Genomic DNA, 24,532 nt, shown 5'->3' with positions numbered 1-24,532 from the left:
CCTTGCGGCTACATTATACCTCGGAATGACTCCGCCTGTCCGCCGCGTATCGGTCTGCCTCAGCCCGCTCTTGCAGGGCATCGCGCTCGAACCTGCGAAATGCGGACACTGCACCGAAAAAAGCGCCGCCGTCGCCCGCGGGGGAGACGATGCCTTCCGCAAGGGCATGAAGCCCCAGCGAACGCTTCGCCAGATCGTCCAGCTCGAACATCAGCGTCCCAAGCGAGCGGGCGAGGCGATCCAGACGCCAGACAACGATCTCGTCACCGGGCTGCGCATAATCGAGCATCTCTCGGTACGCAGGCTTCAGAACCGCCGAGCCGGAGACCCCGCGATCCTGCCAGATCCGCACGGCTCCTGCGTCCTGCAGCGCTGCAAGTTGCGTGTCGTGATGCGTTTCGCTCTCGCTGACGCGCACGTACCCGAGTTTCATCGTCGCCCCATTTCCTGCCCATCGCATCGGCGATGCGCCCTTGCGCCTTTAGCGATACGCGCCACAAACGCGAGCGCGTATCGCCCGGCCCGGCCGCGAGGTTCAGGATATCAGGGGAAACCGGCGCGTCGATCAGGCGGTGTAACGCTCCTTGCCATCGACCAGCGTGCGCAGGATTTCGATATCCGGGATCGCGTTCGGCTCGGTCTCGAACGGATCGGCGCCCAGCACGGTAAGATCGGCGATGAAACCGGGTGCGATGCGGCCGTGATCGCGCTCCTGAAAGCCGGCGAAGGCATTGTTGCGGGTATAGCAGGTCAGCGCCTGTTCGACCGAGATCTTCTGGTCCGGCAGCCACCCTTGCGGGTTCTTCCCGTCGATCGTCTCGCGCGTGACAGCCGCATAGATCCCCTGACGCGCATCGAGCGGAGCCACCGGCCAATCCGAACCGAACGTCACGGTCGCCCCCGTCTCCAGCAGCGAGCCGAAAGCATAGGTCCGCTCCAGCCGTTCTTCCCCGATCCGATCGACGGCCCAGCGACCATCGTCGATAGCGTGATAAGGCTGGACCGAAGCAATGACTTTCTGCGCGGCGAAACGCGGCAGCGCCGCAGCGGTCAGGTGCTGGGCGTGTTCGATACGCCCGCGCCGGTCACGCGGGCCGTTACGCGCCTCGGTCTCGGCGAAGACGTCGAGCGCAAGGTCGTTGGCGGCATCGCCGATGGCATGGATCGCCACTTGCAGACCGGCCTTGTCCGCGCCGAAAACCTGCGCCCGAAGCTCGTCAGGCTGCGTCACCCAGTTGCCGTAGACGCCCGGTGCATCAGTGTAGGGCTGGTGGAAGCGCGCCGTGCGCGAGCCCAGCGAACCGTCGGCCAGCGCCTTGACCGCACCCCAGCGCACCCATTCATCGCCCTTGCCTTCCTTGGCGATGATCGCGGCAAGCTTTTCCCAGTCGCGCGCCGGGACCATGCACAGGAAGCGCAGGTCCGTCTCCCCCTTGGCTCGCACGCGCCGAGCCGTATCGAACGTCACCCAATCGAACGGCTCGGGCGTGTGGACCTGCGTGAAACCGCGGGCCAGAGCCCAGCTTATCCCTTCGCGCATCGTCGCATCGCGTTCGGCATCGGTCGGCTGCGGAATCACCCGCTCCACCAGTTGCTTGGCATTGTCCTTGAGAATGCCGTTCGGTTCACCCGAGGCATCGCGCCCGATCTCGCCGCCAGGAACATCGGGGGTATTGCGGGTGATCCCGGCAAGCCGCAGCGCCGCCGAATTGCACAGATACATGTGCAGGTCGGTGCGTGGGACCGCCACCGGCGTATCTCCCGTCGCGGCATCGATCCAGCTCTTGTCCGGCAACCCGCCGCCCAGGCGCTGCTCGTCCCAGCTGCCGCCCAGAATCCACTTGCCCGGCCTCTCGTGCGCCACCTTGCCAAGCCGCGAAACGAAATCCGCACGATCCTTCGACGACAGCAGATCGGGCTGCGACAGCGTGGTCGAGGCGATCATGAAATGCGTGTGGTTGTCGATGAAACCGGGGCTGACGAAAGCACCCTGCAGATCGACGACGCGCGTGCCCTTGCCGATCGCGGCCCGCACCGCATCCTGCCCCAGTGCGACAATGCGGTTGCCGGCAAGACCGATCGCATCGGTACGCGGCTGAAGCGGATTGGCCGTCCAGACCCTGGCATTGATATAGGCCACGTCCAGAACGCGCTCGGCCGCCAGCGCACGACCGGCCGCAGCCCATGCGGCATTGGACATGGCTGCCGCCGTTCCCGCCAGCAGCCCCGTCCCTGCGAGCATCCTGCGCCTGTCGATCATGTCCATGTCCTTCGTTCGGCCTTGATTGAATGCGCAGGACAATGGCCCCCTCATCGGCCCCTTGAAAGTACCAGTTTCATCATGCCAGGGGGGCCAGACTGGACCTGTCCTCATTTTCAACTTGGTACTTGCGACCGAAGCCGTCTGCCCTGAGTACCGGGCCAATGGGGCACGCTTTCGATCTGTTCGACCACACCGACATCCGCGATCTGATCGCGCAATATCCGCTCGCGTGGATCACCAGTGCCGATGGCGAGGCCAGCGTGCTACCCCTGCTGGGCGAATACGACGATGCCGGACAACTGGTCAGCCTGCTTGGCCACGTCGCCCGTCGCAATCCGCTGCATGCAGCGCTGGTGCGAGACTCTTCGGCAAGAATCCTGATCAACGGCCCCTCCGGTTACGTCTCACCCTCGCACGCCGAGCGACGCAACTGGGCACCGACCTGGAACTTCGCGCATCTGGTTTTGCAGGCCGAAATCAGCTTCCTGCCCGATGAAACGCACACCGCGCTGTCCGCACTGGTCACCGCCATGGAAGGCGATGGCTGGTCGAGCGCCGAACTCGGCCCCCGTTACGACGGCATGGCCCAGCAGGTGATCGCCTTTCGCGCGCGCGTCACCGGGCTGACCGGCCGCTTCAAGCTGGGGCAGGACGAGGACGATCAGGTTTTCTCCGCGATCCTGCGCAATCACCCGGATACCGCTCTGACCGGCTGGATGCGCCGCTTTGCCGCAGACCGAGAGGCAGGCGCCGTGCCACCAGACGGCACTGGCCCTTGCCAAGGCCATGACATTGGCCACAGGGTAGACCAATGCTGCGCCCCTGGAAAATCACGCTGGGCCGGATCGATCCTGCCCGTTCGACCCCGCTCTATCTGCAGATCGCCCATGCGATCGTCCACGAGATCGAGCGCGGCCGCCTTGCTGCGGAAACGTTCCTTCCCAGCAGCCGGCAGCTCGCCGATATTCTGGGCGTCAACCGCAAGACCGTGGTCCTCGCCTACGAAGACCTGATCGCGCAAGGGTGGCTGGAATCGCGGGGCACGCGCGGCACGGTCGTTGCCCGCGAGATGGCCGGGTTGCGCCGCCCGGAACAGCCTCCCGTCCCGCAGGCCGGCCCGGTCCGCCCCGACTACTTCGTCCACCAGCCGCCTGCCCGCCCGCTGGCCATGCCGAGCGGGGGCGGCATCAAGATCAACGAAGGCTCGCCGGACGGACGCCTGTTTTCCACCGACGTTCTGGCCCGAGCACTGCGCAGCGCAGTCCTGCGCGGCACGCGCGACAACGGGTTGCTCTATCGCGACCCGCGCGGATCGCCGCGTCTGCGCGAGGAAATCGCGACGATGCTGCGGGGTGAGCGGGGCCTCAACGTCGAGGCCGAGAACATCTGCATCACGCGCGGCAGCCAGAACGCGATCTTCCTTGCCGCGCAGGCACTGCTCTCACCGGGCGATACGGTAATCGTCGAGGAACTGACCTACGAGCCTGCCGTCGCCGCCTTCACCGCGCTCGGCGCGCGCGTCGTCGGCGTTCCGCTGACCGAGCATGGCATCGACACCCGCGCGGTCGAAGCCGCCTGCCGCGCGCACCGTGTCCGCGCGATCTTCCTGACGCCCCATCACCAGTTCCCGACGACGATCGCACTGCGCCCAGAAGGTCGCCTGCGCCTGCTGGAACTGGCACGGCAGTTCCGCTTCGCGGTGATCGAGGACGACTACGACCACGAGTTCCATTTCGAGACCCAACCGCTGCTGCCGATGGCCAGTTACGCGCTGGACCGCGTGATCTATGTCGGATCGCTGTCCAAGCTGCTGCTGCCTGCACTCCGGGTGGGCTATGTCGCCGCGCCCGCATCGGTCATCGATGCCATTGCCCATGGGGTGTCGCTGACCGACGGCATGGGTAACAGCCTGATCGAGGAAGCGGTTGTCGAACTGATCAGTGACGGCGAATTGCGCCGGCATGCAAGGCGCGCGACGCAGATCTATGCAGAGCGCCGCCTCGCCTTTGCCGACCTGCTGCGGTCCGAACTGGGCGGCCATGTCGATTTTCGCGTGCCTGACGGCGGCCTCGCCTTCTGGCTGCGCTTTCCCGATGGCCACCTGCTGGACCGGATCGAGGCCAATGCGGCCATGCACAAGCTGACGCTGGCACCATCGGCATCGTTCATCGCCCGGCCCGGCGCCGAGCGTGGTCTGCGCATCGGCTTCGGCAGTTTCACGCCCCCCGAAGCGCAAGCGGCGGTCGAAGCGCTCGCACGGGCCGGAGGGTTGGGACGCTGAACCGGGCAAGCGGGTCCAGTCATTCGACCAGAACAGGCAATGCTGGACCACTTGGCCCCCTTGCCATTGTCAGACTGGATGTTTTTACCAGACCAACTTCCTAGGAACCTGCCACTACCGAAACTGACGTCGGCAAGACCGGCAGCAGCAGCCCGCAAGAGGCATCAGGGGGAATACAGGGTTCAACATTGGGGGGAAGACCGGCGCCCGCGCGTCGGCACCCGCTCGCTATCAGGGGTGGTCAATGATCAGTCGTTATCTCAACAGCACGGGCCTTGCCGGCCATGCCGCGCTCAGCCTCGCGTTTCTGGCAGGCGCGCTTGCCGCGACACCGGCCTCGGCGCAGACAGCCAGCGATAGTGCGGCGGCCAAGGCCACAGCCGATGCGCAGGACCCCAACGCCATCGTCGTCACCGCCACCAAGCGCAACGAGACGATCCAGTCGGTGCCGCTGGCGATCAGCGCGGTCACGCAGGCACAGTTCCTCAAATCCGGCGCGCAGAGCCTTTCGGACTACATCACCCGCCTGCCCGGCGTGCAATTCAATGACTACCAGCCCGGCATCTCCGAAGTGGTGATCCGCGGCATTTCGACCACGACCTACCACGATCAGGGACAGCCGACCGTCGGTTACTACCTGAACCAGATCCCGCTGACCGAGCCCGGCTTCCCGATCGCCCTACCCGATGTCGATACCTTCGATCTTGAGCGCGTCGAGGTTCTGCGCGGTCCGCAGGGCACGCTGTTCGGCGCCTCGACGCTGGGCGGCCTGGTGAACTACGTCGTCAACACGGCCGATGCGTCCAAGTACGATGCCGCCGCCGAAGGCCTGATCGGCACTACCAAGCACAACAACGGCAATGTGAACTACGCGATCAAGGGCATGATCAACGTGCCGGTGATCAAGGACACGCTGGCCGTGCGCCTGATGGCCTTCCAGCGCTACGATTCGGGCTATATCGATAACGTGGACGCGGGCGTGAAGGCCGCCAACGACCTGACCACGCGCGGCTATCGCGGCTCGGTGGTGTTCACCCCGGCGCCCGACACCAAGATCAGCTACCTGATCATGCACCAGGAAACCTCGCTGGCAGACCAGACCTATGCCAATGCCGGATCACTGTCGAAGACGGGCATCTACACGCTGGAGCCGCAGCATACCAACATCCAGATCCACAGCCTGCGTCTGGATCAGGGGCTGGGTGACTTCGCGGACCTGACCGTGATCGGCGCGCTCGACAAGAAGTCGAACGATTACGTCTATTCTTACGCCGCCGCGCTGCCTCTGGCAGACACGACGCACGCCGTCGGCAATGCCAAGGGCCTCATCCGCTCGATCGAGGCGCGTCTTACCTCGAAGGGTAACGGCCCGCTCAGCTGGATGATCGGCACGTCCTACATGGTCTCCAAGCGCCATACCAACGACTACGAATACCAGGCCGGAGCCGAGGACTTCGTCAATGCGAACCCGGATCTGTACGATGGCATCTCGGGTTCGGTGATCGCACCGGGCGACCAGATCTATGGCTACTATACCACGCAGACGGCCAAGGACTTCGGCATCTTCGGCGAAGTTTCCTATGCCTTCCTGCCCAGCCTCAAGCTGACACTGGGCGGACGCTACTACAACACCAGCATCAATGCCGGTGTCACCAATGCGCCGGGCACCACGTATGCCGATGTCGATGCCGGGTATGCGACCTACACCGCGACGACATCGAGCTTCAGCGTCAACCAGAAGGAAGACGGTTTTACTCCCAAGGTGACGCTGAGCTACCGCCCCGACCAGCATCTCATGGTCTATGCCACCTACTCGCAGGGTTTCCGCGTCGGCGGTGCGAACCCGAACGCGGCGATCCTCACCACGCTGCCGCGCTCCTATGGCAGCGACAAGGTCTACAACTACGAGATCGGTGCACGCGGGACGTTGCTGGGCGGACGCCTGACCACGGACCTCACCCTGTTCCGGATGGACTGGAAGAACATGCAGGTGCGCGAGTTCTACACCAGCTCGCCCTATTACTCCTACGTGATCAATGCCGGCGGCGCCCGCAGTCAGGGCGTCGAGTTCGCCGCCTCGCTGCAGGCATTGCCCCAGCTGGCGCTCAGCACCTCGGTTACCTATGACGATGCCAAGGTGACGACTTTCGTGCCTTACGACTTTGCCGCCAACGGCCTTGGCGGCTATGCGGCAGGCACGCGACTTCCCGGCTCCTCGCCGTGGATGGTGGCGAACACCGTCACGGTCACGCCGATGGGCGTCAAGGGGCCGCTGCGGATCGAACTTGCGCACCGGTACGAATCGAAGGCGCCGACCACCTTCGACCAACTCTACTATCGCGGCGGCTTCAACCAGTTCGACCTGCGCGCGGCCTACCAGTTCCCGGCAGGCTTCACGCTGACGGCATTTGCCAACAACATCTTCAACAAATACGCTATTCTCGACGAGCCTTTCGCGCCTTACGCCTCCATCCTGCGCCCGCGCACGATCGGGCTGCGGCTCGACTGGTCGATGTAACCCCGGATGCCGGGTGACGTGTCTTGCGTCACCCGACATCAGCGTCACCCGGCGCCCTCGATAGCCGCTATCCGGCGCGTTTTACGCCCACCGCGACAGGAAATACCCGACATCATGTTCCCGCGCTCCGTCCTTTCGCTCGCGCTGTGCAGCGCTGCTCTCACGCTGGCGGCTGTTCCGGCACTGGCTGACACCGCACCATCGGGTGTCTCGACGAGCCCTGTACCCGTCGCCAAGGGCGGACCGATCATGCCTGCCGATATCATGGGCCTGTCCGACATGCGGCAGGTGGTGATGTCGCCCGACGGTCGCACCGTGCTGTTCACCGTCACCCAGCAGATGGCCACGTTCAATTCGCCGCACCAGACGATATGGCAGGTGCCCAGCGACGGCAGCGCCAGACCGTCACGGCTGGCCGTCAGCGCGGGCGTGAACCGCGATCCCAAATGGTCCCCCGATGGTCGCTGGATCGCCTTCGCCTCGAACCGGGCCAACCCGCTGACCGGCAAGAACGACAACCGTTTCACGTTCACGACCGACGTTCCCGGCACCCGCGCTGCTACTGGTGAAGGCGCCGATACGATGCAGGTCTGGATCATGCCGTCAAGCGGAGGAGAGGCCATTCCGCTCACCGCCATGAAAGCAGGCGTCGGCGACTTCGCCTTCTCGCCCGACGGCAGGAGCCTGGCCTTCATCGCCACCGATCCCGATACGTCTGCGCAGGAAAGCGACCGCGCAGCCGGTCGCGACGAAATCGTACTCGACAAGGACGGGTCCTTCGGGCGCCTGTGGATTCTCGACCTTGCCACCCATGCCGCGCGCCGCGTGTCCCCCGCCGATGCCAACGTGACTGCCTTTGCCTGGTCGCCGAAGGGGGACCACATCGCACTTCGGGTGATCGACCACACGGACATCAACACCTATTTCTATCATGGGCGCATCGCGCTGCTCGATCCGGCCAGCGGCAAGCTGGGCCCCGCGCTGATCGAAAATACGGCGGGACCGATCCTGTGGTCGCCCGATGGCGGCAAGATCCTGTCTTCCATCATTCACCCGCCGCAGTTCATCGGCCTTGGCCTGCGTGTCCACGACCTTGCCACGGGGCAGACCACGGCCCTTGCCGAAGACTATCCGGGCCTGTTCGAGAACCTCGTCTGGGCGCCCGACAGCCGCTCGATCCTCGCCAACGTCTTCGTCAACACCCGCTCGCGACTGGTCCGCATCGGGCTGGGTGGCAAGGTCTCCCCGCTGCTCGACCTCGACGGCGAAGCCTTCGACATGGCGACCGGCCCCGACGGCAAGCGCATTGCCGTGGCCATGACCAGCCCCGATCGCCCCGCCGACGTCTGGAGCGCAGCGGACATCACCGCCGCGCATCCCGCAGCGCGCCCGATCAGCGAGGTCAATCCGCAGGTCGCGGACTGGAAGAAGCCGCAAGTCCGCGAGATTTCCTGGCCCAGCAGCCGCGATGGCCGGACCATCTACGGCGTGCTCGTCACCCCGCCGGGCTACCGCGAAGGCACCCCGCTGCCGACGGTCGTCCAGATTCACGGCGGCCCGGAATGGGCGTGGTGGAGCGGCTGGATGGGCAGCTGGCACGAATGGGCAGGCATGCTGGCCACCCATGGCTACGCCGTGCTTCTGCCCAATATCCGGGGATCGGACGGACAGGGCACGGCCTTTGCGCGCGCGGTCGGCAACGACTGGGGCGGGGCCGACTATCAGGATCTGCTCGACGGGCTCGACATGCTGGAGAAGCAGCACATCGCCGATCCAGCCCGGCTCGGCATCGGCGGCTGGAGCTATGGCGGCTTCATGTCGGCATGGGCCGTTACCCATTCCGACCGCTTCAAGGCCGCGGTCATCGGCGCGGCCCCTGTCGATATGAGTATCATGGCGCGTGCCACCGACACGCCGGACTTCACCACCGGCTACTTCGGGGAGCCGCAGGCGAACCTTGCCAGCCTCGATGCGCATTCCTCGCTGCGTCTGCTCGACAAGGTGCATACCCCGGTTCTCATCATGGACGGAGCTGCCGATACCCGCGTGCCGCCGACGATGGCGCTGGCCTTCTACCGGGGCCTGCGTCTGCAGGGCAAGCCCGCCGAGATGGTGCTCTATCCGCGTGAACCGCACTGGATGCACGAGCCTGCGCATCAGCTCGATGTGCAGCAGCGCGTACTGGCCTTCTTCGACGCGCATCTTCGATCCGGCCAGTGAGCTGCCAGCTCGATCCCGAGATCGCCGCTTTCGTTGATCGCCTGCAGGCTGACTGGGCGCGCTTTCCCCCGCTCGAAGAGATGAGCCTCGACGATGCTCGCGCGGCAGCGGAAATCGTGCGTGCGCCGCTGCGGCAGGGCGGGCCGGAAATGGCCGAGACGCGCGAGATCAGGCTCGACCTTGCACCCGGTCCCTTGCGCATCAGGCTCTACCGCCCCGCCGGGATCGCCGACGGAAACGCGCCCGTGCTGGTCTACCTGCACGGCGGCGGTTTCGTCTATTTCAGCATAGACACGCACGACCGGCTGATGCGCGAATATGCGCAAAGCGCAGGCTGCGCGGTGCTGGGCGTCGACTATCCGCTGGCGCCCGAGCATCGCTATCCGGTCGCGCTCGACCGGCTCGAAGCGCTGATCGACTGGCTGGGCGACCATGCCAGCGATCTAGGCCTCGCCCCTGCCCGGATCGCCCTGGGCGGCGATTCCGCCGGAGCCAATCTCGCGCTGGCCGCACTGCTGCGCCTTCGGGCGCGCGGACAGGCGCAACGCATCCGCGCGCTCGTCGCCAACTACCCCGCTTTCGGTCCCGAAGTGTCCGACGCGGCCGAGGCGGCATTCGGCGGTCCCGGCGCTATCCTGAACCGGCAGGAAATGGCCTACTATTTCCGCCAGTACACCGGGACCGGGGCGACGCCTGCCGATCCGGGGGCCTGCCCCGCGCTGGAGACCGAGCTGGCCGGACTACCGCCGATCCTGCTGATCGCTGCCGAGTGCGACGTGCTATGCGAGCAGGCCGAAACCATGGCCGCACGCATGGAAGCCGCCGGAACGCCTGCCACCTTGCGTATCTATCCAGGCACCACCCATAGCTTCCTGGAGGCCATGGCCAGCGCCGCCGTTGCACGGCGCGCCATCGCCGATACCGCGATATGGCTGAAGGCGCGATGGGCGTGACCTCGAAGCGCGGCCCCCAGGGGCTTGCGAACCGGAAACGATAGCCCGTCAGGCCATGGGCACGACGTGGGATCGAGCTGCATCATGCCGCCGACGAATGTCGTTCGCCAACGCCTGCCCCTCGTCATAAAGAGCCGCCTCGTTCAGCAGCGTGCAGGCAAAGCCGTTCACGACACGGCGCCCATCGACCCATACCGAATGAACACCGCGCCCGTCGGCCGACCAGACCAGCTGGTTGACCGGGTCATTGACCGGCTGCCATTCCGGACGACGGATATCGTGCGCGACGATATCCGCCTTCATTCCCGGAACCAGCGCGCCCACCTCGCCTGCAAGCCCTGCCGCCTTTGCCCCGCCCAGCGTCGCCATGGCCAGCACCTCCTGCGCAGGAAACAGGCTGCGATCCTCGCGCGCATCCTTGAACAGCCCGGCCATCAGCGTCATCACCCGCATCATGTCGTGATTGTCCGCCCCGTCGGTGCCCAGTGCGATGTTCACACCTGCCCTTGCCATCTCGGGAAACAGACCATGGCGCGTGGTGCCGTAGCCGCAGCGGATCGCCGCTCCGGGGCAATGGGTGACACTGGCACCACTGGCGGCGACCAGCGCAACCTCGTCACTGTCCACGTGAACCATATGTACAAGGTTGACCGCAGGCGACAGGACACCCAGTTGCGCCAGATGCGCGATGGGCCTGCGTCCACTATGGGCGAGATACCAAGCCGCATCGTCGCCGACCGGGCTCATGTGCGCGCAGATGCCGGTACGCGTTTTCTGCGCCATGGTCGCTGCAGCCTGCCACAGGGCATCGGTCGCGGTCATGTGACCGATCAGGTTGGGCCAGGCCACGATACGCCGGCCATCGTCGGGATGGCGGGCAAGATCGGCGGCAAGGGCCTCGACAGCAGCACCGGTCAGCGCCGCACCATCGGCGCCCGGCTCCCAGACGCGATCCTCGCTCCAGCGCCCTAACCGCGCACGGATGCCGCTGGGCGCGATCGCCTCTGCCACCTCGTCCAGCGCCAGGATCGTTCCGGCCTCCAGAAACGTCGTCGTCCCGGTACGCAGCATCGCGGCCACCGCCAGCTGTGCGCCGACCGCCTGTTCGCGCGCGGTCATGCTCTTGTAGAGCGGGATCACCCACTCACCAAGCTCCTCCTCGAACGGAAGCGCCTCGGGAATCAGTCCGCGGATCAGCGTCTCGGTGATATGGACATGGCCATTGACGAAGCCCGGCGTCAGTACGAACCCGCGTCCGTCGATCACCTCTCTGGCGGCGATGCCCGACAGGTCCGCCAGCGCGCCGACCCCAACGATGCGGTCGCCGGCAAAGGCGACCGCTCCGTTGCGGATGACGCGGCGTTCGTCATCCAGCGTGATGATCGTCGCCCCTGCGATCAGGGTATCGGCCTGCACCGGCATGGTCAGCCGATCAGCGCAGCAACAGAAGGCGCAGATGTGCGGATGCCGACGTTATACAGGCACCTCTCCCTTGACCTGGATACGAAAGCCCGAACGGACTTGCGGGAAGTAATCCCAGATCGCCATGTGCTGACCGCAGCGGTTGTCCCAGATCGCGATGGCATGCGGACTCCAGGTAAAGCGGCACTGGAACATCGGGTTCTGTGCATGATCGTAGAGAAACGAGAGCAGCGCCTCGCTCTCGCGCACCGGCAGACCCTCGATCCGGGTGGTATAGCCGCGATTGACGTAAAGCGCCTTGCGGCCCGTGACCGGATGCGTGCGCGCGATCGGGTGAGAGGTGCAGGGCAGTTCCATGTCCCTGGGCACGATGCCGCCGAACGCCTTGGCGCCGTCATGCACCGCGCGAAGGCCATCGAGCATCGCCTTCATCCGGTCGGACAGCGCATCCCAGGCTGCATACATGTTCGAGAACACGGTATCGCCGCCCACCGGCGGGATCGTGTGCAGATAGAGTAGCGACCCCATCGGCGGCGCCGGATCGCAGCTCATGTCCGAATGCCAGTCCTCGCCTGCGACATATTTGGAGGTTTCGTCGGCGTGCATCCTGGTGATCTCGTCGAAACCGGGCACTCGCCAGGGCTTGGTGCTGGGCGCGACATGCGCTTCGCCAAAGACGGCGGCAAGCCGACGATGCGCCTCGAAGTCTAGCGGCTGATCGCGCAGGAAGATCGCGAGGTGATCGGCCAGCGCCATGCGCAACTCGTCCGCCACATCCTCCCCGAAAGGCTGGGTCAGATCGACGCCGCCCACATAGGCGCCGATCGTCGGGTTGAGCGGCTGTACATCGAGCAGCCGGTACTTGCCGGTAGAATCAGTCCTGTCCTGAACCGCGATTGTCATCGCTGTCTCCTTGTCTGTCCGGTCGATGATTGCACCGAATTTTTGTTGATGCAATTTGTAATGCATATATCATTGCACTTTACATAGAATGTCAGGACTGGAGCACGCCATGACCGTCTCTTTCCCCGAAACCGCGCTGCGCGCCGCCGATGCCGCGACCCGCAATGACATCGACGAATCCTTCGGTCTTCCCGGTGCATTCTACGGCTCCGATTTTTTCGCGCTTGAGCGTGAGCGCCTTTTTCCTTCGAGCTGGTGCGCAGTGACCAATGCCAGCCTGCTGCCCGAGCCGGGCGATGCGATGCCGGTAGACCTCGCCGGATGGCCGATCCTGCTGACCCACGGGAAGGACGGCGAGATCCGCGCGTTCCACAATGTCTGCCGCCATCGCGGAATCAGGCTGGTGAAAGACTGCACCCATGCCGCGCGGCTGACCTGCCCATGGCACGCCTGGACCTATTCGCTGGAGGGCGACCTCTTGGCCATGCCCGAGATCGGCGGCGAGAAGATCAACCAGGCGCCCGGTTTCGACAAGGCGGCGCTGGGTCTGAAACCGATCAGCGTGGGCCGCTGGCTCGATCTGGTGTTCGTCAATATCGATGGCACCGCACCGCCCTTCGCCGAATGGATCGCCCCGCTGGAGGCATTGCTCGCGAACTACGATCTGTCCGGCCTGCGCCATGCGGAGCGACTGCAGGACACCTATCAGGCGAACTGGAAAATCGCGATGGAGGCGGGGATCGAGGACTATCACCTGCCGTTCGGCCACCCGCAACTGGAAGCGCACCTGTTCCGCAACACCACCGCCTGCGTCCACCGCCCGGTCTATACCGGCGGCTATGTCGACGTGCGCGCCGCCCACACCGAGGATGCCGATGCGCGTGCCTGGACCGCGCGCCTGCCCGACCTGAAGACGCGCGATGGCAAGCCGCTGCCGCTGCTCTATTCGCTCACCCTGTTTCCCACCGCGACGGTGCTGGTCACCGCCGACCATGTGATGCTCGGCACGCTGCTGCCCGACGGGCCGGAGCGCACGAGGATGGACATCAGCCTCTATTACGATGGCGAAGCCGCGCACGACCCGGCGCTTGCCGAGGCCCGGCAAGGCAATCTCGATATGTGGCTGGGCGTCATTCCGCAGGACAAGCCGTTCATGGAAGCCGCGCAGGCCACCGTCGCCACGCGCGATCTGGCCGGGATCGCCACACGGCTGTCCCCCTACTGGGAAGGCGGCGTCCACGGGTTCCAGCAGATGGTGGTCGATGCAGTCGGCCCCGGCGCGGCCGACTGAAGCCTCAGCGCGAAGACATAACGTCCCTGATGATTACAACCATATAGGTTATTAACAATGGTAATCCGCCTGTCCTGATACGCAGCCAACGCAAGACCCGCTGAACTTCCCCCGGCGTAAGTCGGTACTCACCTGCAGAGGAATCCGGCTGCCCGCATCCTGCGCACCAGTTCGTCAGCCGACGGGCAAATCTCCGAGTAGCGCCTCGATAGCCGTACGCTCCGGCACCGACTGCCCCTCGCCCGCCAGCATCGAGATCGCCGCATTCGCGAAGCGCAGCGCGGCTTCCGGGCCAATTCCCTGATCGACGCAGGCCGCCACCACGCCGCAGAAGCACTCCGCCGACAGGGCTTCAGACGCCCCCTCCGACGCAGCCGTGGCAAAGGCAGCAGACTGCATCCACCTTTCCGCCCAGATGGCAATCGCGCCTTGGGCTTCCAGCATGACGACGGCCGCCTGATTGGGCCGGGTCAGCACCTTGCGCACGACCAGCATGTCCTCGATCGAACACGGCGCGCGTTCAAGCTCGAAGAAGGTCGCGAAATCGGACTGCGTGAAGATCAGCATGTCCGACAGGGCGAACAGGGCGACCGCATCGGCGCGATCCGCTTCCGAAATAACCGGCCCGGCATACAGGATCTTGCGCAAGGCCGCCGCCTCAGGGCTGGCGAACAGCGCCGCAATTCGGTCGGTCCCGCTGTCCAGCGAGGCCAGCACGACGCGCACGTCAGTCTGTATCTCATCCGTAGAGGTTAACGCCACACCTGCAGCGGCGAGCGCGCCTGCGCAGCCCTCACCCGCCGCTTCTCCGGCGAACAGCGTGGCTGACCCGAAACGGACCGAAGCAAGCGCCGTTTCCGCACCCTCGCCCGCAGCGCCATCGCCGCGCGCCCCCAGTACCAGCACGCTCATATTGTCGGCCTCCGCATCAGTAGGGCCGATCGCCCTTCACCCACATGCGATGCATCTCGCGGATGTAGCGGGTGTCGTCGAACAGGGTGCCGGTGTGCAGCGTGCAGCGGTTGTCCCACACCAGTACGTCGCCCACCTGCCACTTGTGCCGGTAGACGAAGCGCTCCTGCGTGACCCATTCGATCAGTTCGTCGATCAGCGGCTCGCTGTCGGCTGTGGACCAGCCCACGAAGCCCGGCGTCAGGCTGGAAACCCACAGCGCCTTGCGGCCATCGGGGGTGGGTGCGGACCAGCGGGTGGACCACATCTGGATTGGCGCGCAGCACTTCGGGCGGCACGGCCTTGCGCCCTTCGGTACGGGCGTTGACCAGATATTCGAAGCTGTGGATCTGCTTGAGGCGCGCCAGCTCAGCCTGCCGCTCGGGCGGCAGCGCCGCATAGGCCGCCACCTGATCGGCCAGCAGGGTGTCGCTACCTTCGGGCGGCACGATGATCGCATGCAGCATCGTGCACATCGTCGGCTCGGCCGTATAGTTGAGATCGGTGTGCCAGCCGATACCGTCGTTGTGCGCGCCGACCGGACGTCCGTCCTCCACCCGGTTCGACAGCACGTAGATATCCGGGTGATCGGGCAGCGTGAAGTCCTGCAGGGTGTGCCCTTCCAAAGGCCCGAAAGCCCTGGCGAAGCGCTCGAAGGCGGGTGGGTTCATCTCCTGCCCGCGCAGCACGATCGCGCCGGTACGGTGGAATTCGGCGACCACCGCCGCCAGCGTCGCGGCATCCGCCGTGGCCAGATCGACTCCGACGATCTCGCTGCCGAAACCGAGTTTGAGCGGAGCGGTATCCAGCGTTAAAGTCGTCATCGCGCGTCTCCCGGACCGGTCTTGCCGAGCAGCGACCAGTCGTATTTGAGATTGAGGTGCGAACCGTCGCAGAACGGCTTGGTCCTGGAATAGCCACAGCCGCAGATCGCCTGAAAACCCGGCTCTTCCACCATGAACGGCGTGACCTTGCGTCCCGCATCCGCCGCTTCCGCCTCTGTGACAAGGCGCGAGCCTTCGCGGCCGCCCTGTCGCCACAGGTAGGTTTCGCCCGGCTGAAGATCGACGAAATAGGGCTGGCTCGCCGTCCCGTCCGGCCAGCGCTTCTTCACCCAGCCTTCCGAATAGGGGCTGGCCATGTTCAGCTTCAGCTCAATCGCACTGAACAGCCACTTGCCGCCTTCTTTGCGGAAGCGAAAGTCGTAGGTTCCGCCGATCCAGTAGGCCTCGGCCTCGCCGCTGTGTTCGTTGGGCAATGTCGCCGCTTCCCACAGATAGCAGAAGCCGGCTGCCTCATCCCCCGACTTGTCGAAGGTGATCTGCACCGAGATCATGTTGTGGAGCGACCACCAGATCTTCTCGCCCGCAACCGCCTTGAGACCCAGCGCACAACCATCGCCGCCGCCATGAAAGGTGCCGAAGCCCTTGCAGGTCCATGTCGCATCGTCGGTGAACAGCGGGCGCAGCAGCACCGGATCGTTACCGACATCGCAGGAGCGCGCGTAAGTCGTAACCAGATCGGTGATTTCATCCTTGGCGGACAGCCTTGCAACCTCACTACGCAAAGCCGCGAGTTCTGCCGCCAAATCCGCAAGACCGGGCATCGTATCCGTGCTCATCGCGCGATCACTCCGCGGCTTCGGCGTGCGGGACGAGGCTGGCGGCATAGCGCTTGTAGCGCTTGACCAGCCAGTTGTTCATCTGCGCCAGCGTCTTCTCGTTCGGCGACCAGCGGGTGCGCGGCGCGACGCGGGATTTCAGGCCCTTGTGAGTCTTGATGTTGGCCACGGTATCCTGCTCGTTGAACACCGCCACGCCATCGATCGTGCCCTTGAGCAGCAGATCGGCGGTCGGGATCGACAGGTTGTCCCAGCTGGTCAGGACGCCCACGCGCAAGGTGATGTCGCCCGCGGCCTGCGGCAGGATGACGTAATAGAACACCACGTCCGCCTGCGCCCCCAGGAACAGGTTGGGCATGACACCTGCGAACACCACCCGGCTGCGCTCTTCCTCCGTCAGATCGGGCAGTGCCGGGAACAGCGCCTTGCCGGCAATGTTGAAGCCACCGTCGATATGGGTGAACTGCACCTCGCGGTAGATCGCGGCATCGTCCTGATCGTTCCACTCGGTGAAGCGCACATTGCTGGAGGGCGCGAAATCGTGAATGCCGGTATGCAGGTAATGCGTGTGATAGGGCTCCAGCGCATTTTCCTGCATGAACTTCCAGTTCCACGGATTTCCCGCCCATTCGACCGGCTTGATCGAGGCGAGGTCTTCCATCCGGTGGTTTTCGAGCAGCTTGGTCAGCCCCTGCAGACGCGGCGCCAGTGCCTCGGCCTCGCCATCGAAATTGACGAAGATGAAGCCATTCCAGATCGTCGAGCGGAACGTGGGCAGACAGGCGGTGCGCTTGAGATCCTCGAACGGCAAGGTGCCATCCATCTCGGGCGCAGCGGTCAACGTGCCTTCCAGATCGTAGGACCAGCCATGGAAGGGGCAGGTGAAGCTGCGGGCGTTGCCGCTCGCCTCGCCCAGCAGGTGCCCGCGATGGCGGCACACCGAGGAAAGCACGCGAACTTCGCTGTCCTTGCCACGCACCACCAGCAACGGCTCGCCGACGATTTCCAGCGTGAAGTAGTCTCCCACATCGGGAATTGCGCCCACATGGCCTACTGCCACCCATTCGCGGTCGTAGACGGCGCGCTTCTCGAACTCGAACCAGCTTTCCGAAGTGTAGCATTCGGGCGGCAGGCTCATCGCCTGCGACACATCGCCCTGACTGGCATCGAGTTGCGCCAGCAGCGAGATCACTTCGTCATCCAGCACCATATCGGGAAGTGCGGCTCGTTTCACTTGCGCCATGTCCTGTACCCCAAAATTCAAGAATGCATTTTTCATTGCATATTGCATTGCGTTCTACACTATCATAGCCACACCGCAATCGACAAAATTGATCGGCCAGCGCACATGATCTTTCTCTGCAAGACTTCCGATGTCCCCACTGGCAAGGCCAAACGCATTGCCCGTGGCCGCAAACCCGCAGTGGCCGTGTTCGAGGTCGACGGCACATTTCATGCCACGGCCGACCAGTGCACCCACGGCACGGCCCTGCTCTCGCGCGGGAGAATCGAGGATGGACGGATCATCTGTCCGCTGCACTTCGGCAGCTTCGATCTCATGACCGGTGCAGTGGCCAGCCTCCCCTGCGAAGAGCCGCTCGCCGTCTACGCGGTCGAGATACAGGGTGACGACATCTACGCCGACGTTCCCGAATAACGCTCCGCGCGCGGGAAGGCAGGCAGCAGCAGCACGATTACCAACGCCAGCGCCATCAGGCCCGCCACGGCGTAAAGCCCCGGCGCATAGAACCCGAAGCGATCATAGGCTCCGTTGAGCAACAGGGGTGAAATCGCGTTGCTCACCATCGCACCGGCATAGGCGATTCCGGCAATCGCCCCCATCTCGCGCAAGCCGAAATAGCGTGCGAGCAGATAAGGCAGCACGCTGAACTCCGTACCCAGACCGATGCCCGTCAACGCCGCGCCGACCAGCGCCGGAATAACGGTATGAGCGTGGGCAAGCAGGAGCAGGCCACAGATGGCACCGGCATAGAACAACGCCACTCGCCGCGGTCGCCCCGCACCGTCAAGCATATGCCCGGCCAGCGGCTCCAGCCCGACGCATACCAGCGCGAACACGGTTACGATCCCGGTGGCCGCCGCAACCGGGATACCCTGGGTCGTCAGTACCGTGACAGTGTTGGCAAAGACCCCGGTGAGCGCGCCGCCGCCGATCGGTACCGCGGCAAAGATCGCCCAGAACAACGGGCTGCGCATGGCCTCGGCAAAGCGCGCACCGGCAAGGGCTTCGGGTTTTTCTCCCCCACTTTGCGCGACAGGCGGCGAGCGCAGGGTTGTCGCCAGAATTGGCAGCCCCACCAGCAGCATTGCCCCGCCTATTGCGGCGAAACTCAGCCGCCAGCCAAGCTCCACTGCCATCAGTCCCGTGAGACCCGGCATGATCATGCCTCCAAGGCCGTTGCCAATGCCGCCGACCAGCCCCAGCCAGAAACCACGACGCTCGCGAAACCATTCCGATACGAGTTTCGCCAGAACCATCGTGCTGGCCAGCGTGCCGACAATACCTGCCAGTGCAAAAAGGGCATAGAACATCGGCGCCCAGGCCGGGGCTGCCGACACCGCCAGCAGGGTCAACCCAAGTGCGGCAAAGCCGGTCAGCAAAGTGCGGCGAGTGCCGAAGCGGTCTGCGATCCATCCGGCAATCGGACACATCGCGGCCTGCGCCAGCGAAAGCGTGGTAAAGGCAACCGCCACGGACGTGCGGCTCCAGTGCAAGTCCTGCGCGATCGGCACGAGCAACACGCCCAGCGGTATCGCGACTTGCGACGTGACGCCCAGAAAATTGCCCAGTGTCGCACCGAACAGCAATCCGGTGCGCCCGGCGCCAGAATCGCGATCCTCGCTTGAAGAGGTCACGGACAGATGATCGACCATGGCAGCGTTAGACATCCACGTTCTCCTCATAGGCAGTGAGACAGTGCGCAAAGTTCGCGCTGTCGCTGATCAGCGCGGCATGGCGCCCCAGCGCGGCCAGCGCCGCGTCATGATCGGCGGCACTGCCTGCGGCGCAGGCATCGGCCAGAACGATCACATCGTAATCTCGAAGGAATGCGGCACGGGCGGTGGAATCAACGCAGCAGTCCGTGCTGACGCCGCAGATCACGACAACCTGCGCGCCCTGACGACGAAGCCAGGCATCGAGTGCGGTCTCAAGGAATGCATCGTAGCGCGTCTTGACGATTTCATGCTCGCCAGGCGAAGGCGATACCCCCCAGTAGTCCGCACCATGCGTACCGACACGACACAATGCCGCTCCGCCGGAGCGCCCTTGCCGATCCAGATGCCGCAACATCGCGGGAGAATCCGTCTCCGCAGAGGTTTCAAGGCGCACGAAACATATCGGCATGCCGACGCTGCGCGCCACATGCAGATTGCGCTGCATCGCCGCGATCGCCTGCGGCATGGCAGTGACGTCTGCGCCCGCATTGGCGCAAAATCCATGCGGTGCGACGAAGTCAACCTGCACATCGATCACCAGCAAGGCGCAACGTCGAGGATCCAGCGCGGGCAGCGGAGAAACCGGCGGGTCAGATGTCATATATCAACGCCTCCTGTTGCAGATCCTGATGGAAGCCCCGCAATCGCCGGTCCGCGAGAACAGGAACGGCCGCCGCATTCCTGCGGCGGCCGTCCAGTTCTCCGGTGTCGAGAAGCACCCGGAAAACTGTTGTCAGAACTTGAAGCCGATTGTCGCGATGAACTGGCGCGGCGGGATATACGTGCTGAAAGTCTGGTGCGTCACACCGTAAGGATCAGTGAAGCGCGACGAGATACCGTTGACATTGAAGAGATTGGTCAGGGTTGCCGATACCCACAGACCGGTATCCTTCAACGCATAGCGCGCGAACAGGTTGACGGTCTGGTAGCTTGGGGTCTTGATTTCCCCAAAGATGTCGGAGTTGTACTTGCCGCGGTAGGTATACTGCGCGCGCAGCAACAGCTGTCCGGGGCCGACATCGCCGTTCCATTCGGCCGATCCGCTGCCTGTGACCGCCGGCATCGTCGGCACGTCGTTGCCCTTGACGTCCTGATATGCCCCGAGGCGCGTCAGGTAGGCGGCATAGTAGTTGCTGTAGAAACCGGAGGTCCCGCCATAACCCGCAGCGGTCTGCGCAGCGCTGGACGCAATGCCGCTCAACGCCTCGTAGTTGTCCGAGAACGTGCCGTGCTCAAGCGCAAGATTGCCGTTCAGCGTGAGGTGCGGCGTGACATCATAGTTCGCCTCGAACTCGGCGCCATAGATGTGCGCCATCGGCACATTGCTGATACCATAGGCGAACAACACCGGATCATCGTTGATGAACTGCATGTTCTTGTAGAGGTAGTAGAACGCGGAGGCATTGAGCGTCAGCTTGTTGCCGAAGAAGCGGTTCTTGGAGCCGATTTCGAAGCTGTCGACCACTTCGTTCTTGATCGTGCCCTGTACGCCGTCGGGATTGCCAAGTGTTACGTAAGAACCGTTGACCGCTGCATTGCTGTTGACGCCACCTGGCTTGTAACCGCGCGTGTAGCTGACGTAGACCATGTTTTCGGGCGTGATCTGATAATCCAGCGCGGCCTTCCAAGTCATCTGGCCACCACCATGCGTGACCGTTGGCGCGGGCTGGAGATAGGCACCCGAGGTCTGATCGGTAGCACCGCCGTTAAGCGTGTCGCTCATGCCGCTGTACTTGTCATGGTTGTAGCGCACACCGGCGGTGAACGAGAGCAGGTCCGTCAGCTTGTAAGTACCCTGACCGTAAAAGGCATAGGACTCACGCGTGACCTGCGAATTCTCGCCATAGTAAACCGTCTGGACGGCAGGATCGTCCCATGCGGTATCGGCAGGCAGCGCCGTTGCCTGCGGGTTGTAGGCATCGCTATCCGGATTGCCACTGAATTCGTTGATGTACGTCTTGTTGACCGAGTGCAGATAGACGCCGCCCAGAATCCACTTGAAGGGCCCCTTGGTGTCGGAGGCGATATTGTACTCCTGAGTCCAGGAGGTCGCCTTCTGCTGCCACAAGCCGATATGATCGTAGGTGGCGCCGCCGCTCGCAGCGCCCGCATCCGCGAGATAAAGCTCCTCGTCCAGACCATCCCCGTCCCACGACTGGTTGGACTTCAGCTTCTGGTAGCTGGTCGTCGACGTGAACGTAACGCCGGGCATGTTGTACTTGATCACGCCGTAATAGAGCTGTGTACGAACATAGTTTCGACCGGGATAATCCTGCGTCACCTCGCGGGCATCGGGATCGGGATCGAGGACGTTCTTCTGCTCCGGCGCGTGATCGTTACCGCGATACTGGATCGTGCTCAGCAGGACGCTGACGTCACTGGTCGGCGTCCACTTGATCGAAGCCTTGCCCGTCAGATGATTGGCATTGCTCAGAGAATAGCTCGAATTGCCGGGCACCTGCGTCGCGTGGGCGTAACCATCGTGCTTTTCGTAGGACACGGCACCGCGCACCGCCAGCGTGTCCGTAATCGGCACGTTGAGCATGGCGTCGGACTTGATGTAGTTGTAGTTGCCGTAGCCGACATCGGCTGAACCGGAAACCGCATCCGTCGTCGGCTGGTTCGACACCACGTTGATGGTGCCGCCCGTGGAACCCTGACCGTACATCGTACCTTGCGGGCCACGCAGGACCTCGACCTGGCCAACGTCGATGAACGCGGCGTTCGCGGCGATCGAATTGAAAATGTAGACGCCATCGATGTGGTAGGACACGCCGGATTGGGTCTGCGGATTTTCCGGCGTGCCAAGGCCGATACCGCGAATGGCGATATTGCGCTCGCCGGCATTGGAACTCGCCACCACAAGCCCCGGAACCTGACCGTTCAGGCCACCGATTTCCGTGATGTTGTTCTTGGCCAGCGTGTCCGCGCTGACGGCCGTGACCGACAACGTTGCCTTTTGCAGCGTGGTATGCGTGCGCTCGGCCGAAACGATGATCTCTCCGGCAGGGGCGGAAGATGCGGCGGCACCGGCTGCTGCCGTTGCGGCGTCAGTCGTCGTGTCCGCATCGCTGGCGTATGCGGCAACCGGCAGTCCTGCTGCCAGAAGGGCCAGCATGGAAACACCCGTGGATGCCAGAATTCGAGCTCTCGTGATCACATCAATCCCCATCGTTCAGGCACGCTGCTGTGATGCGCGCGCATCCACCACCTTTGCTTCAGCGTCATCCCCGTCAGGCGCGTCGCGCCATACCCAAGTTGCACCGTCTTGTCCCAGAGCCGTAACCGGTCTGACCGCGTGCCGTTCAGTAGTCCCTGAATATTTTGTTTTTTCACCATGCGATTCGCATGGTGTTTTCAAATTCAATATGCATTTTCATCGCAAGCAGGAAAGCGAAAAACGTCTGCCTCACTCACCTCGCACCAAGGAGGTTTCACGATTCAGCACGGTAGCGCACGCGGTTTCTGCCGACGTGCGTCGTCAATCAAAAAACGGGACTGCCGACGCTAAGAATCCATCGAGAGGCCGCGTTCAGGAACACTTGAGCACCAGCTCAGGCCATAGATGCGCCCAGGGACGCGCCCGCTCGAAGGCCGCGGAGGTCCCCAACACGGCGCCATCTGCAAGATGCCGCCCCACGATCTGCAAACCCACCGGCAGGCCCGAAGCGGTAAAACCTGCAGGCACGCTGGCGGCGGGTTGCCCACTCCAGTTGAAGGGGTAGGTAAACGGCGACGCGTTTGCCTGCTCGACAGGCACGTCCCCGATAGCATCGGGATTGAAATGCGCCATATCGAAAGGCGGAGACGATACCGTGGGGGTCAGCAACAGATCATACTCCTGCATGAAGCTGGCCAACTGATTGCAAACGCGCTGACGCCCCATCGCCGCGTCCGTGAACTCTTCTGCACTCCACTTACGCTCCAGCATCATGACAAGGCCCGGCAGTTCGATCAGACCGGCTTCCAGAAGGTCCCTCATCCCGCGCAAATCACTGTCACGCATGATGATCGTGAGGAAAAGGTCGAACATATCCTTGAACGGTGGCGTATCTTCCACAAGTTCGGCGCCCAGTTCGCCGGCCAGTGCCTGCGCCGCATCGCGCGTGATCGCGACGACCTCGGGGTCCACCACGGAGAACCCGAAATCGGGAGTATAGGCGATACGCAGCTTGCCGAGCGGCCGCCGCGGCGCTTCAAGCCAGTCGACATCCCCCGCCGGCAGCGAATGCCAGTCGCGTCCGTCCGCCCCCGCGATGACCGACATCAGCAGTGCCGCATCCTCCACGGTCCGGGTCAGCGGACCGATATGCTCAACGCTTTCCCAGCTGCTGATCCCCGGATGGCGCGGATCGCGACAGCCCGGCCATGCCGGCACCCGGCCGAACGAAGGCTTGAAACCGAATAGCCCGCAATAGCTTGCCGGGCCGCGAATCGAACCGCCGCCATCGCTGCCGATCGACAGCGAGCCGATTCCCGCTGCCACGGCCGCTGCGCTGCCTGCACTGGAACCGCCCGGCGTCTTTGTTACATCCCAAGGGTTTACTGTCGTGGGAAATACCGCGTTCTTGCCGGCACCGGCATAGCCGAACTCCGGCGTATTCGTTTTGCCGATCACGATAGCCCCGGCTTTGCGCACACGTTCGACACACACATCATCGGCATCCGGCACAAAGCCGGCGTAGGCCCGCGAACCGCTTACCGTCGGCATGTCGGCGGTACAGATCAGATCCTTGATGGAAATCGGCACACCATGCAGCGGCCCCAGCGGCTCGCCGCGCCGGACAGCGTCCTCGGCAGCCAGCGCCGCTGCCCGCGCGCGTGCAGTGTCGAGATGACAAAACGCATGCAGGACGGGTTCGAGTGCCTCGGCGCGCGCGAGCACCGCCTCCATGACTTCGACCGGCGAAACGGCACGCGTGCGGATCAGGTCCGCCTGATCCACCGCAGGCAACAACGACAGATCGCCGGAACTGGCCTCGGCGACAGAGAGACGATCGGTCAAATGCAACTCCTCCAGCATCATGCAGTCGGTAGAGCCCGCCTCGTTCCGCACGACAAAATGCGGCCATGCCGGACGCAGACAGCATTCTCGGAGGAATATCGCGCTGGCGTCAATATGAATTTAATGAAGATTCAAACTTGCACTTT

At 64.0% G+C, this 24,532-nt stretch carries 18 protein-coding genes and 2 pseudogenes; 7 read left to right on the top strand and 13 right to left on the bottom strand.

Annotated elements, in window-relative coordinates; all coding sequences use genetic code 11:
• Window positions 1-13: 13 nt before the first annotated feature.
• Window positions 14-433 (bottom strand): recombinase family protein, encoded by a 420-nt coding sequence (locus CI805_RS17690; RefSeq protein WP_260929651.1) that lies wholly within the window; start codon window positions 431-433, stop codon window positions 14-16.
• A gap of 132 nt (window positions 434-565) precedes the next feature.
• Entirely contained in the window at window positions 566-2,260 is a 1,695-nt protein-coding gene (locus CI805_RS17685; protein WP_260929650.1) for an amidohydrolase, read from the bottom strand.
• A gap of 164 nt (window positions 2,261-2,424) precedes the next feature.
• On the opposite strand from CI805_RS17685, the pseudogene CI805_RS17680 reads away from it, so the two are divergent.
• From CI805_RS17680 to CI805_RS17660, 5 genes and pseudogenes are all read left to right on the top strand, one after another.
• Window positions 2,425-2,871 (top strand): annotated as a pseudogene (locus CI805_RS17680) (FMN-binding negative transcriptional regulator); the annotation flags it as partial.
• A gap of 203 nt (window positions 2,872-3,074) precedes the next feature.
• Window positions 3,075-4,544: a PLP-dependent aminotransferase family protein gene (locus tag CI805_RS17675; RefSeq protein ID WP_260929648.1), complete on the top strand. Its 1,470-nt coding sequence runs from the start codon at window positions 3,075-3,077 to the stop codon at window positions 4,542-4,544.
• Window positions 4,545-4,788: 244 nt separating this feature from the next.
• Window positions 4,789-7,062 (top strand): TonB-dependent receptor, encoded by a 2,274-nt coding sequence (locus tag CI805_RS17670; RefSeq protein WP_260929647.1) that lies wholly within the window; start codon window positions 4,789-4,791, stop codon window positions 7,060-7,062.
• A gap of 114 nt (window positions 7,063-7,176) precedes the next feature.
• A complete protein-coding gene (locus tag CI805_RS17665) occupies window positions 7,177-9,282 on the top strand; it encodes an alpha/beta hydrolase family protein (protein ID WP_260929646.1) in 2,106 nt (701 codons plus the stop codon).
• The gene (locus CI805_RS17660; RefSeq protein ID WP_260929645.1) at window positions 9,279-10,235 is read left to right on the top strand and encodes an alpha/beta hydrolase; all 957 of its coding nucleotides are present in this window, start codon (window positions 9,279-9,281) and stop codon (window positions 10,233-10,235) included. Before CI805_RS17665 ends, CI805_RS17660 begins: the two co-directional genes overlap by 4 nt.
• 48 nt (window positions 10,236-10,283) lie before the next feature.
• Here the strand turns inward: CI805_RS17660 and CI805_RS17655 are convergent, their stop codons facing one another.
• A complete protein-coding gene (locus CI805_RS17655) occupies window positions 10,284-11,657 on the bottom strand; it encodes an amidohydrolase family protein (RefSeq protein WP_260929644.1) in 1,374 nt (457 codons plus the stop codon).
• 51 nt (window positions 11,658-11,708) lie between these two features.
• Window positions 11,709-12,560: a TauD/TfdA dioxygenase family protein gene (locus CI805_RS17650; RefSeq protein ID WP_260929642.1), complete on the bottom strand. Its 852-nt coding sequence runs from the start codon at window positions 12,558-12,560 to the stop codon at window positions 11,709-11,711.
• Window positions 12,561-12,669: 109 nt separating this feature from the next.
• On the opposite strand from CI805_RS17650, the gene CI805_RS17645 reads away from it, so the two are divergent.
• Window positions 12,670-13,851 carry an aromatic ring-hydroxylating oxygenase subunit alpha gene (locus tag CI805_RS17645; RefSeq protein WP_260929640.1) on the top strand — a complete coding sequence of 394 codons (1,182 nt, stop codon included), beginning with the start codon at window positions 12,670-12,672 and terminating at the stop codon, window positions 13,849-13,851.
• 174 nt (window positions 13,852-14,025) lie between these two features.
• Here the strand turns inward: CI805_RS17645 and CI805_RS17640 are convergent, their stop codons facing one another.
• The 4 genes and pseudogenes from CI805_RS17640 to CI805_RS17620 form a co-directional block, all read right to left on the bottom strand.
• Entirely contained in the window at window positions 14,026-14,763 is a 738-nt protein-coding gene (locus CI805_RS17640; RefSeq protein ID WP_260929638.1) for a ribokinase, read from the bottom strand.
• 16 nt (window positions 14,764-14,779) lie between these two features.
• A pseudogene (locus CI805_RS21210) lies at window positions 14,780-15,626 on the bottom strand (TauD/TfdA dioxygenase family protein).
• On the bottom strand, window positions 15,623-16,423 hold the full coding sequence (locus tag CI805_RS17625; protein WP_260929632.1) for a nuclear transport factor 2 family protein: 801 nt from the start codon (window positions 16,421-16,423) through the stop codon (window positions 15,623-15,625). The pseudogene CI805_RS21210 and the gene CI805_RS17625 overlap by 4 nt, the downstream one beginning before the upstream one ends.
• Window positions 16,424-16,430: 7 nt before the next feature.
• A complete protein-coding gene (locus CI805_RS17620; protein WP_260929630.1) occupies window positions 16,431-17,666 on the bottom strand; it encodes an aromatic ring-hydroxylating oxygenase subunit alpha in 1,236 nt (411 codons plus the stop codon).
• A gap of 105 nt (window positions 17,667-17,771) precedes the next feature.
• Here CI805_RS17620 and CI805_RS17615 point away from each other — a divergent pair, with 105 nt between their 5' ends.
• Window positions 17,772-18,080 (top strand): non-heme iron oxygenase ferredoxin subunit, encoded by a 309-nt coding sequence (locus CI805_RS17615; protein WP_260929627.1) that lies wholly within the window; start codon window positions 17,772-17,774, stop codon window positions 18,078-18,080.
• Here CI805_RS17615 and CI805_RS17610 read toward each other — a convergent pair.
• The 5 genes from CI805_RS17610 to CI805_RS17590 all read right to left on the bottom strand — a co-directional run bounded on the left by CI805_RS17610 (window position 18,059) and on the right by CI805_RS17590 (window position 24,386).
• Window positions 18,059-19,333 carry an MFS transporter gene (locus tag CI805_RS17610; RefSeq protein ID WP_260929625.1) on the bottom strand — a complete coding sequence of 425 codons (1,275 nt, stop codon included), beginning with the start codon at window positions 19,331-19,333 and terminating at the stop codon, window positions 18,059-18,061. The two genes, CI805_RS17615 and CI805_RS17610, sit on opposite strands and share 22 nt — an antisense overlap.
• Window positions 19,326-19,982 carry a cysteine hydrolase family protein gene (locus tag CI805_RS17605; RefSeq protein ID WP_260929624.1) on the bottom strand — a complete coding sequence of 219 codons (657 nt, stop codon included), beginning with the start codon at window positions 19,980-19,982 and terminating at the stop codon, window positions 19,326-19,328. The genes CI805_RS17610 and CI805_RS17605 overlap by 8 nt, the downstream gene beginning before the upstream one ends.
• A 132-nt stretch (window positions 19,983-20,114) precedes the next feature.
• Window positions 20,115-22,499 (bottom strand): TonB-dependent receptor, encoded by a 2,385-nt coding sequence (locus CI805_RS17600; RefSeq protein ID WP_260929623.1) that lies wholly within the window; start codon window positions 22,497-22,499, stop codon window positions 20,115-20,117.
• A 38-nt stretch (window positions 22,500-22,537) separates the two neighbouring features.
• Window positions 22,538-22,720 carry a hypothetical protein gene (locus CI805_RS17595; RefSeq protein ID WP_260929622.1) on the bottom strand — a complete coding sequence of 61 codons (183 nt, stop codon included), beginning with the start codon at window positions 22,718-22,720 and terminating at the stop codon, window positions 22,538-22,540.
• A 193-nt stretch (window positions 22,721-22,913) separates the two neighbouring features.
• Window positions 22,914-24,386, bottom strand: coding sequence for an amidase (locus CI805_RS17590; RefSeq protein WP_260929621.1), 1,473 nt, complete (start codon window positions 24,384-24,386; stop codon window positions 22,914-22,916).
• Between the last annotated feature and the right edge of the window lie 146 nt (window positions 24,387-24,532).

The organism is Novosphingobium sp. 9, from assembly GCF_025340265.1.
In the GTDB taxonomy this organism is placed as follows: Bacteria; Pseudomonadota; Alphaproteobacteria; order Sphingomonadales; family Sphingomonadaceae; genus Novosphingobium.
Note: the sequence above shows the minus strand (reverse complement) of the source record. Positions and strands in the feature narration are given on the sequence as shown.

Excerpts from the sequence above, each read along its gene's own strand:
- CI805_RS17690 (WP_260929651.1), bottom strand. The coding sequence starts at position 433 with ATGAAACTCGGGTACGTGCGCGTCAGCGAGAGCGAAACGCATCACGAC.
- CI805_RS17685 (WP_260929650.1), bottom strand. The coding sequence starts at position 2,260 with ATGATCGACAGGCGCAGGATGCTCGCAGGGACGGGGCTGCTGGCGGGA.
- CI805_RS17675 (WP_260929648.1), top strand. The coding sequence starts at position 3,075 with ATGCTGCGCCCCTGGAAAATCACGCTGGGCCGGATCGATCCTGCCCGT.
- CI805_RS17670 (WP_260929647.1), top strand. The coding sequence starts at position 4,789 with ATGATCAGTCGTTATCTCAACAGCACGGGCCTTGCCGGCCATGCCGCG.
- CI805_RS17665 (WP_260929646.1), top strand. The coding sequence starts at position 7,177 with ATGTTCCCGCGCTCCGTCCTTTCGCTCGCGCTGTGCAGCGCTGCTCTC.
- CI805_RS17655 (WP_260929644.1), bottom strand. The coding sequence starts at position 11,657 with ATGCCGGTGCAGGCCGATACCCTGATCGCAGGGGCGACGATCATCACG.
- CI805_RS17650 (WP_260929642.1), bottom strand. The coding sequence starts at position 12,560 with ATGACAATCGCGGTTCAGGACAGGACTGATTCTACCGGCAAGTACCGG.
- CI805_RS17645 (WP_260929640.1), top strand. The coding sequence starts at position 12,670 with ATGACCGTCTCTTTCCCCGAAACCGCGCTGCGCGCCGCCGATGCCGCG.
- CI805_RS17640 (WP_260929638.1), bottom strand. The coding sequence starts at position 14,763 with ATGAGCGTGCTGGTACTGGGGGCGCGCGGCGATGGCGCTGCGGGCGAG.
- CI805_RS17625 (WP_260929632.1), bottom strand. The coding sequence starts at position 16,423 with ATGAGCACGGATACGATGCCCGGTCTTGCGGATTTGGCGGCAGAACTC.
- CI805_RS17620 (WP_260929630.1), bottom strand. The coding sequence starts at position 17,666 with ATGGCGCAAGTGAAACGAGCCGCACTTCCCGATATGGTGCTGGATGAC.
- CI805_RS17615 (WP_260929627.1), top strand. The coding sequence starts at position 17,772 with ATGATCTTTCTCTGCAAGACTTCCGATGTCCCCACTGGCAAGGCCAAA.
- CI805_RS17610 (WP_260929625.1), bottom strand. The coding sequence starts at position 19,333 with ATGTCTAACGCTGCCATGGTCGATCATCTGTCCGTGACCTCTTCAAGC.
- CI805_RS17605 (WP_260929624.1), bottom strand. The coding sequence starts at position 19,982 with ATGACATCTGACCCGCCGGTTTCTCCGCTGCCCGCGCTGGATCCTCGA.
- CI805_RS17600 (WP_260929623.1), bottom strand. The coding sequence starts at position 22,499 with ATGCTGGCCCTTCTGGCAGCAGGACTGCCGGTTGCCGCATACGCCAGC.
- CI805_RS17595 (WP_260929622.1), bottom strand. The coding sequence starts at position 22,720 with ATGGTGAAAAAACAAAATATTCAGGGACTACTGAACGGCACGCGGTCA.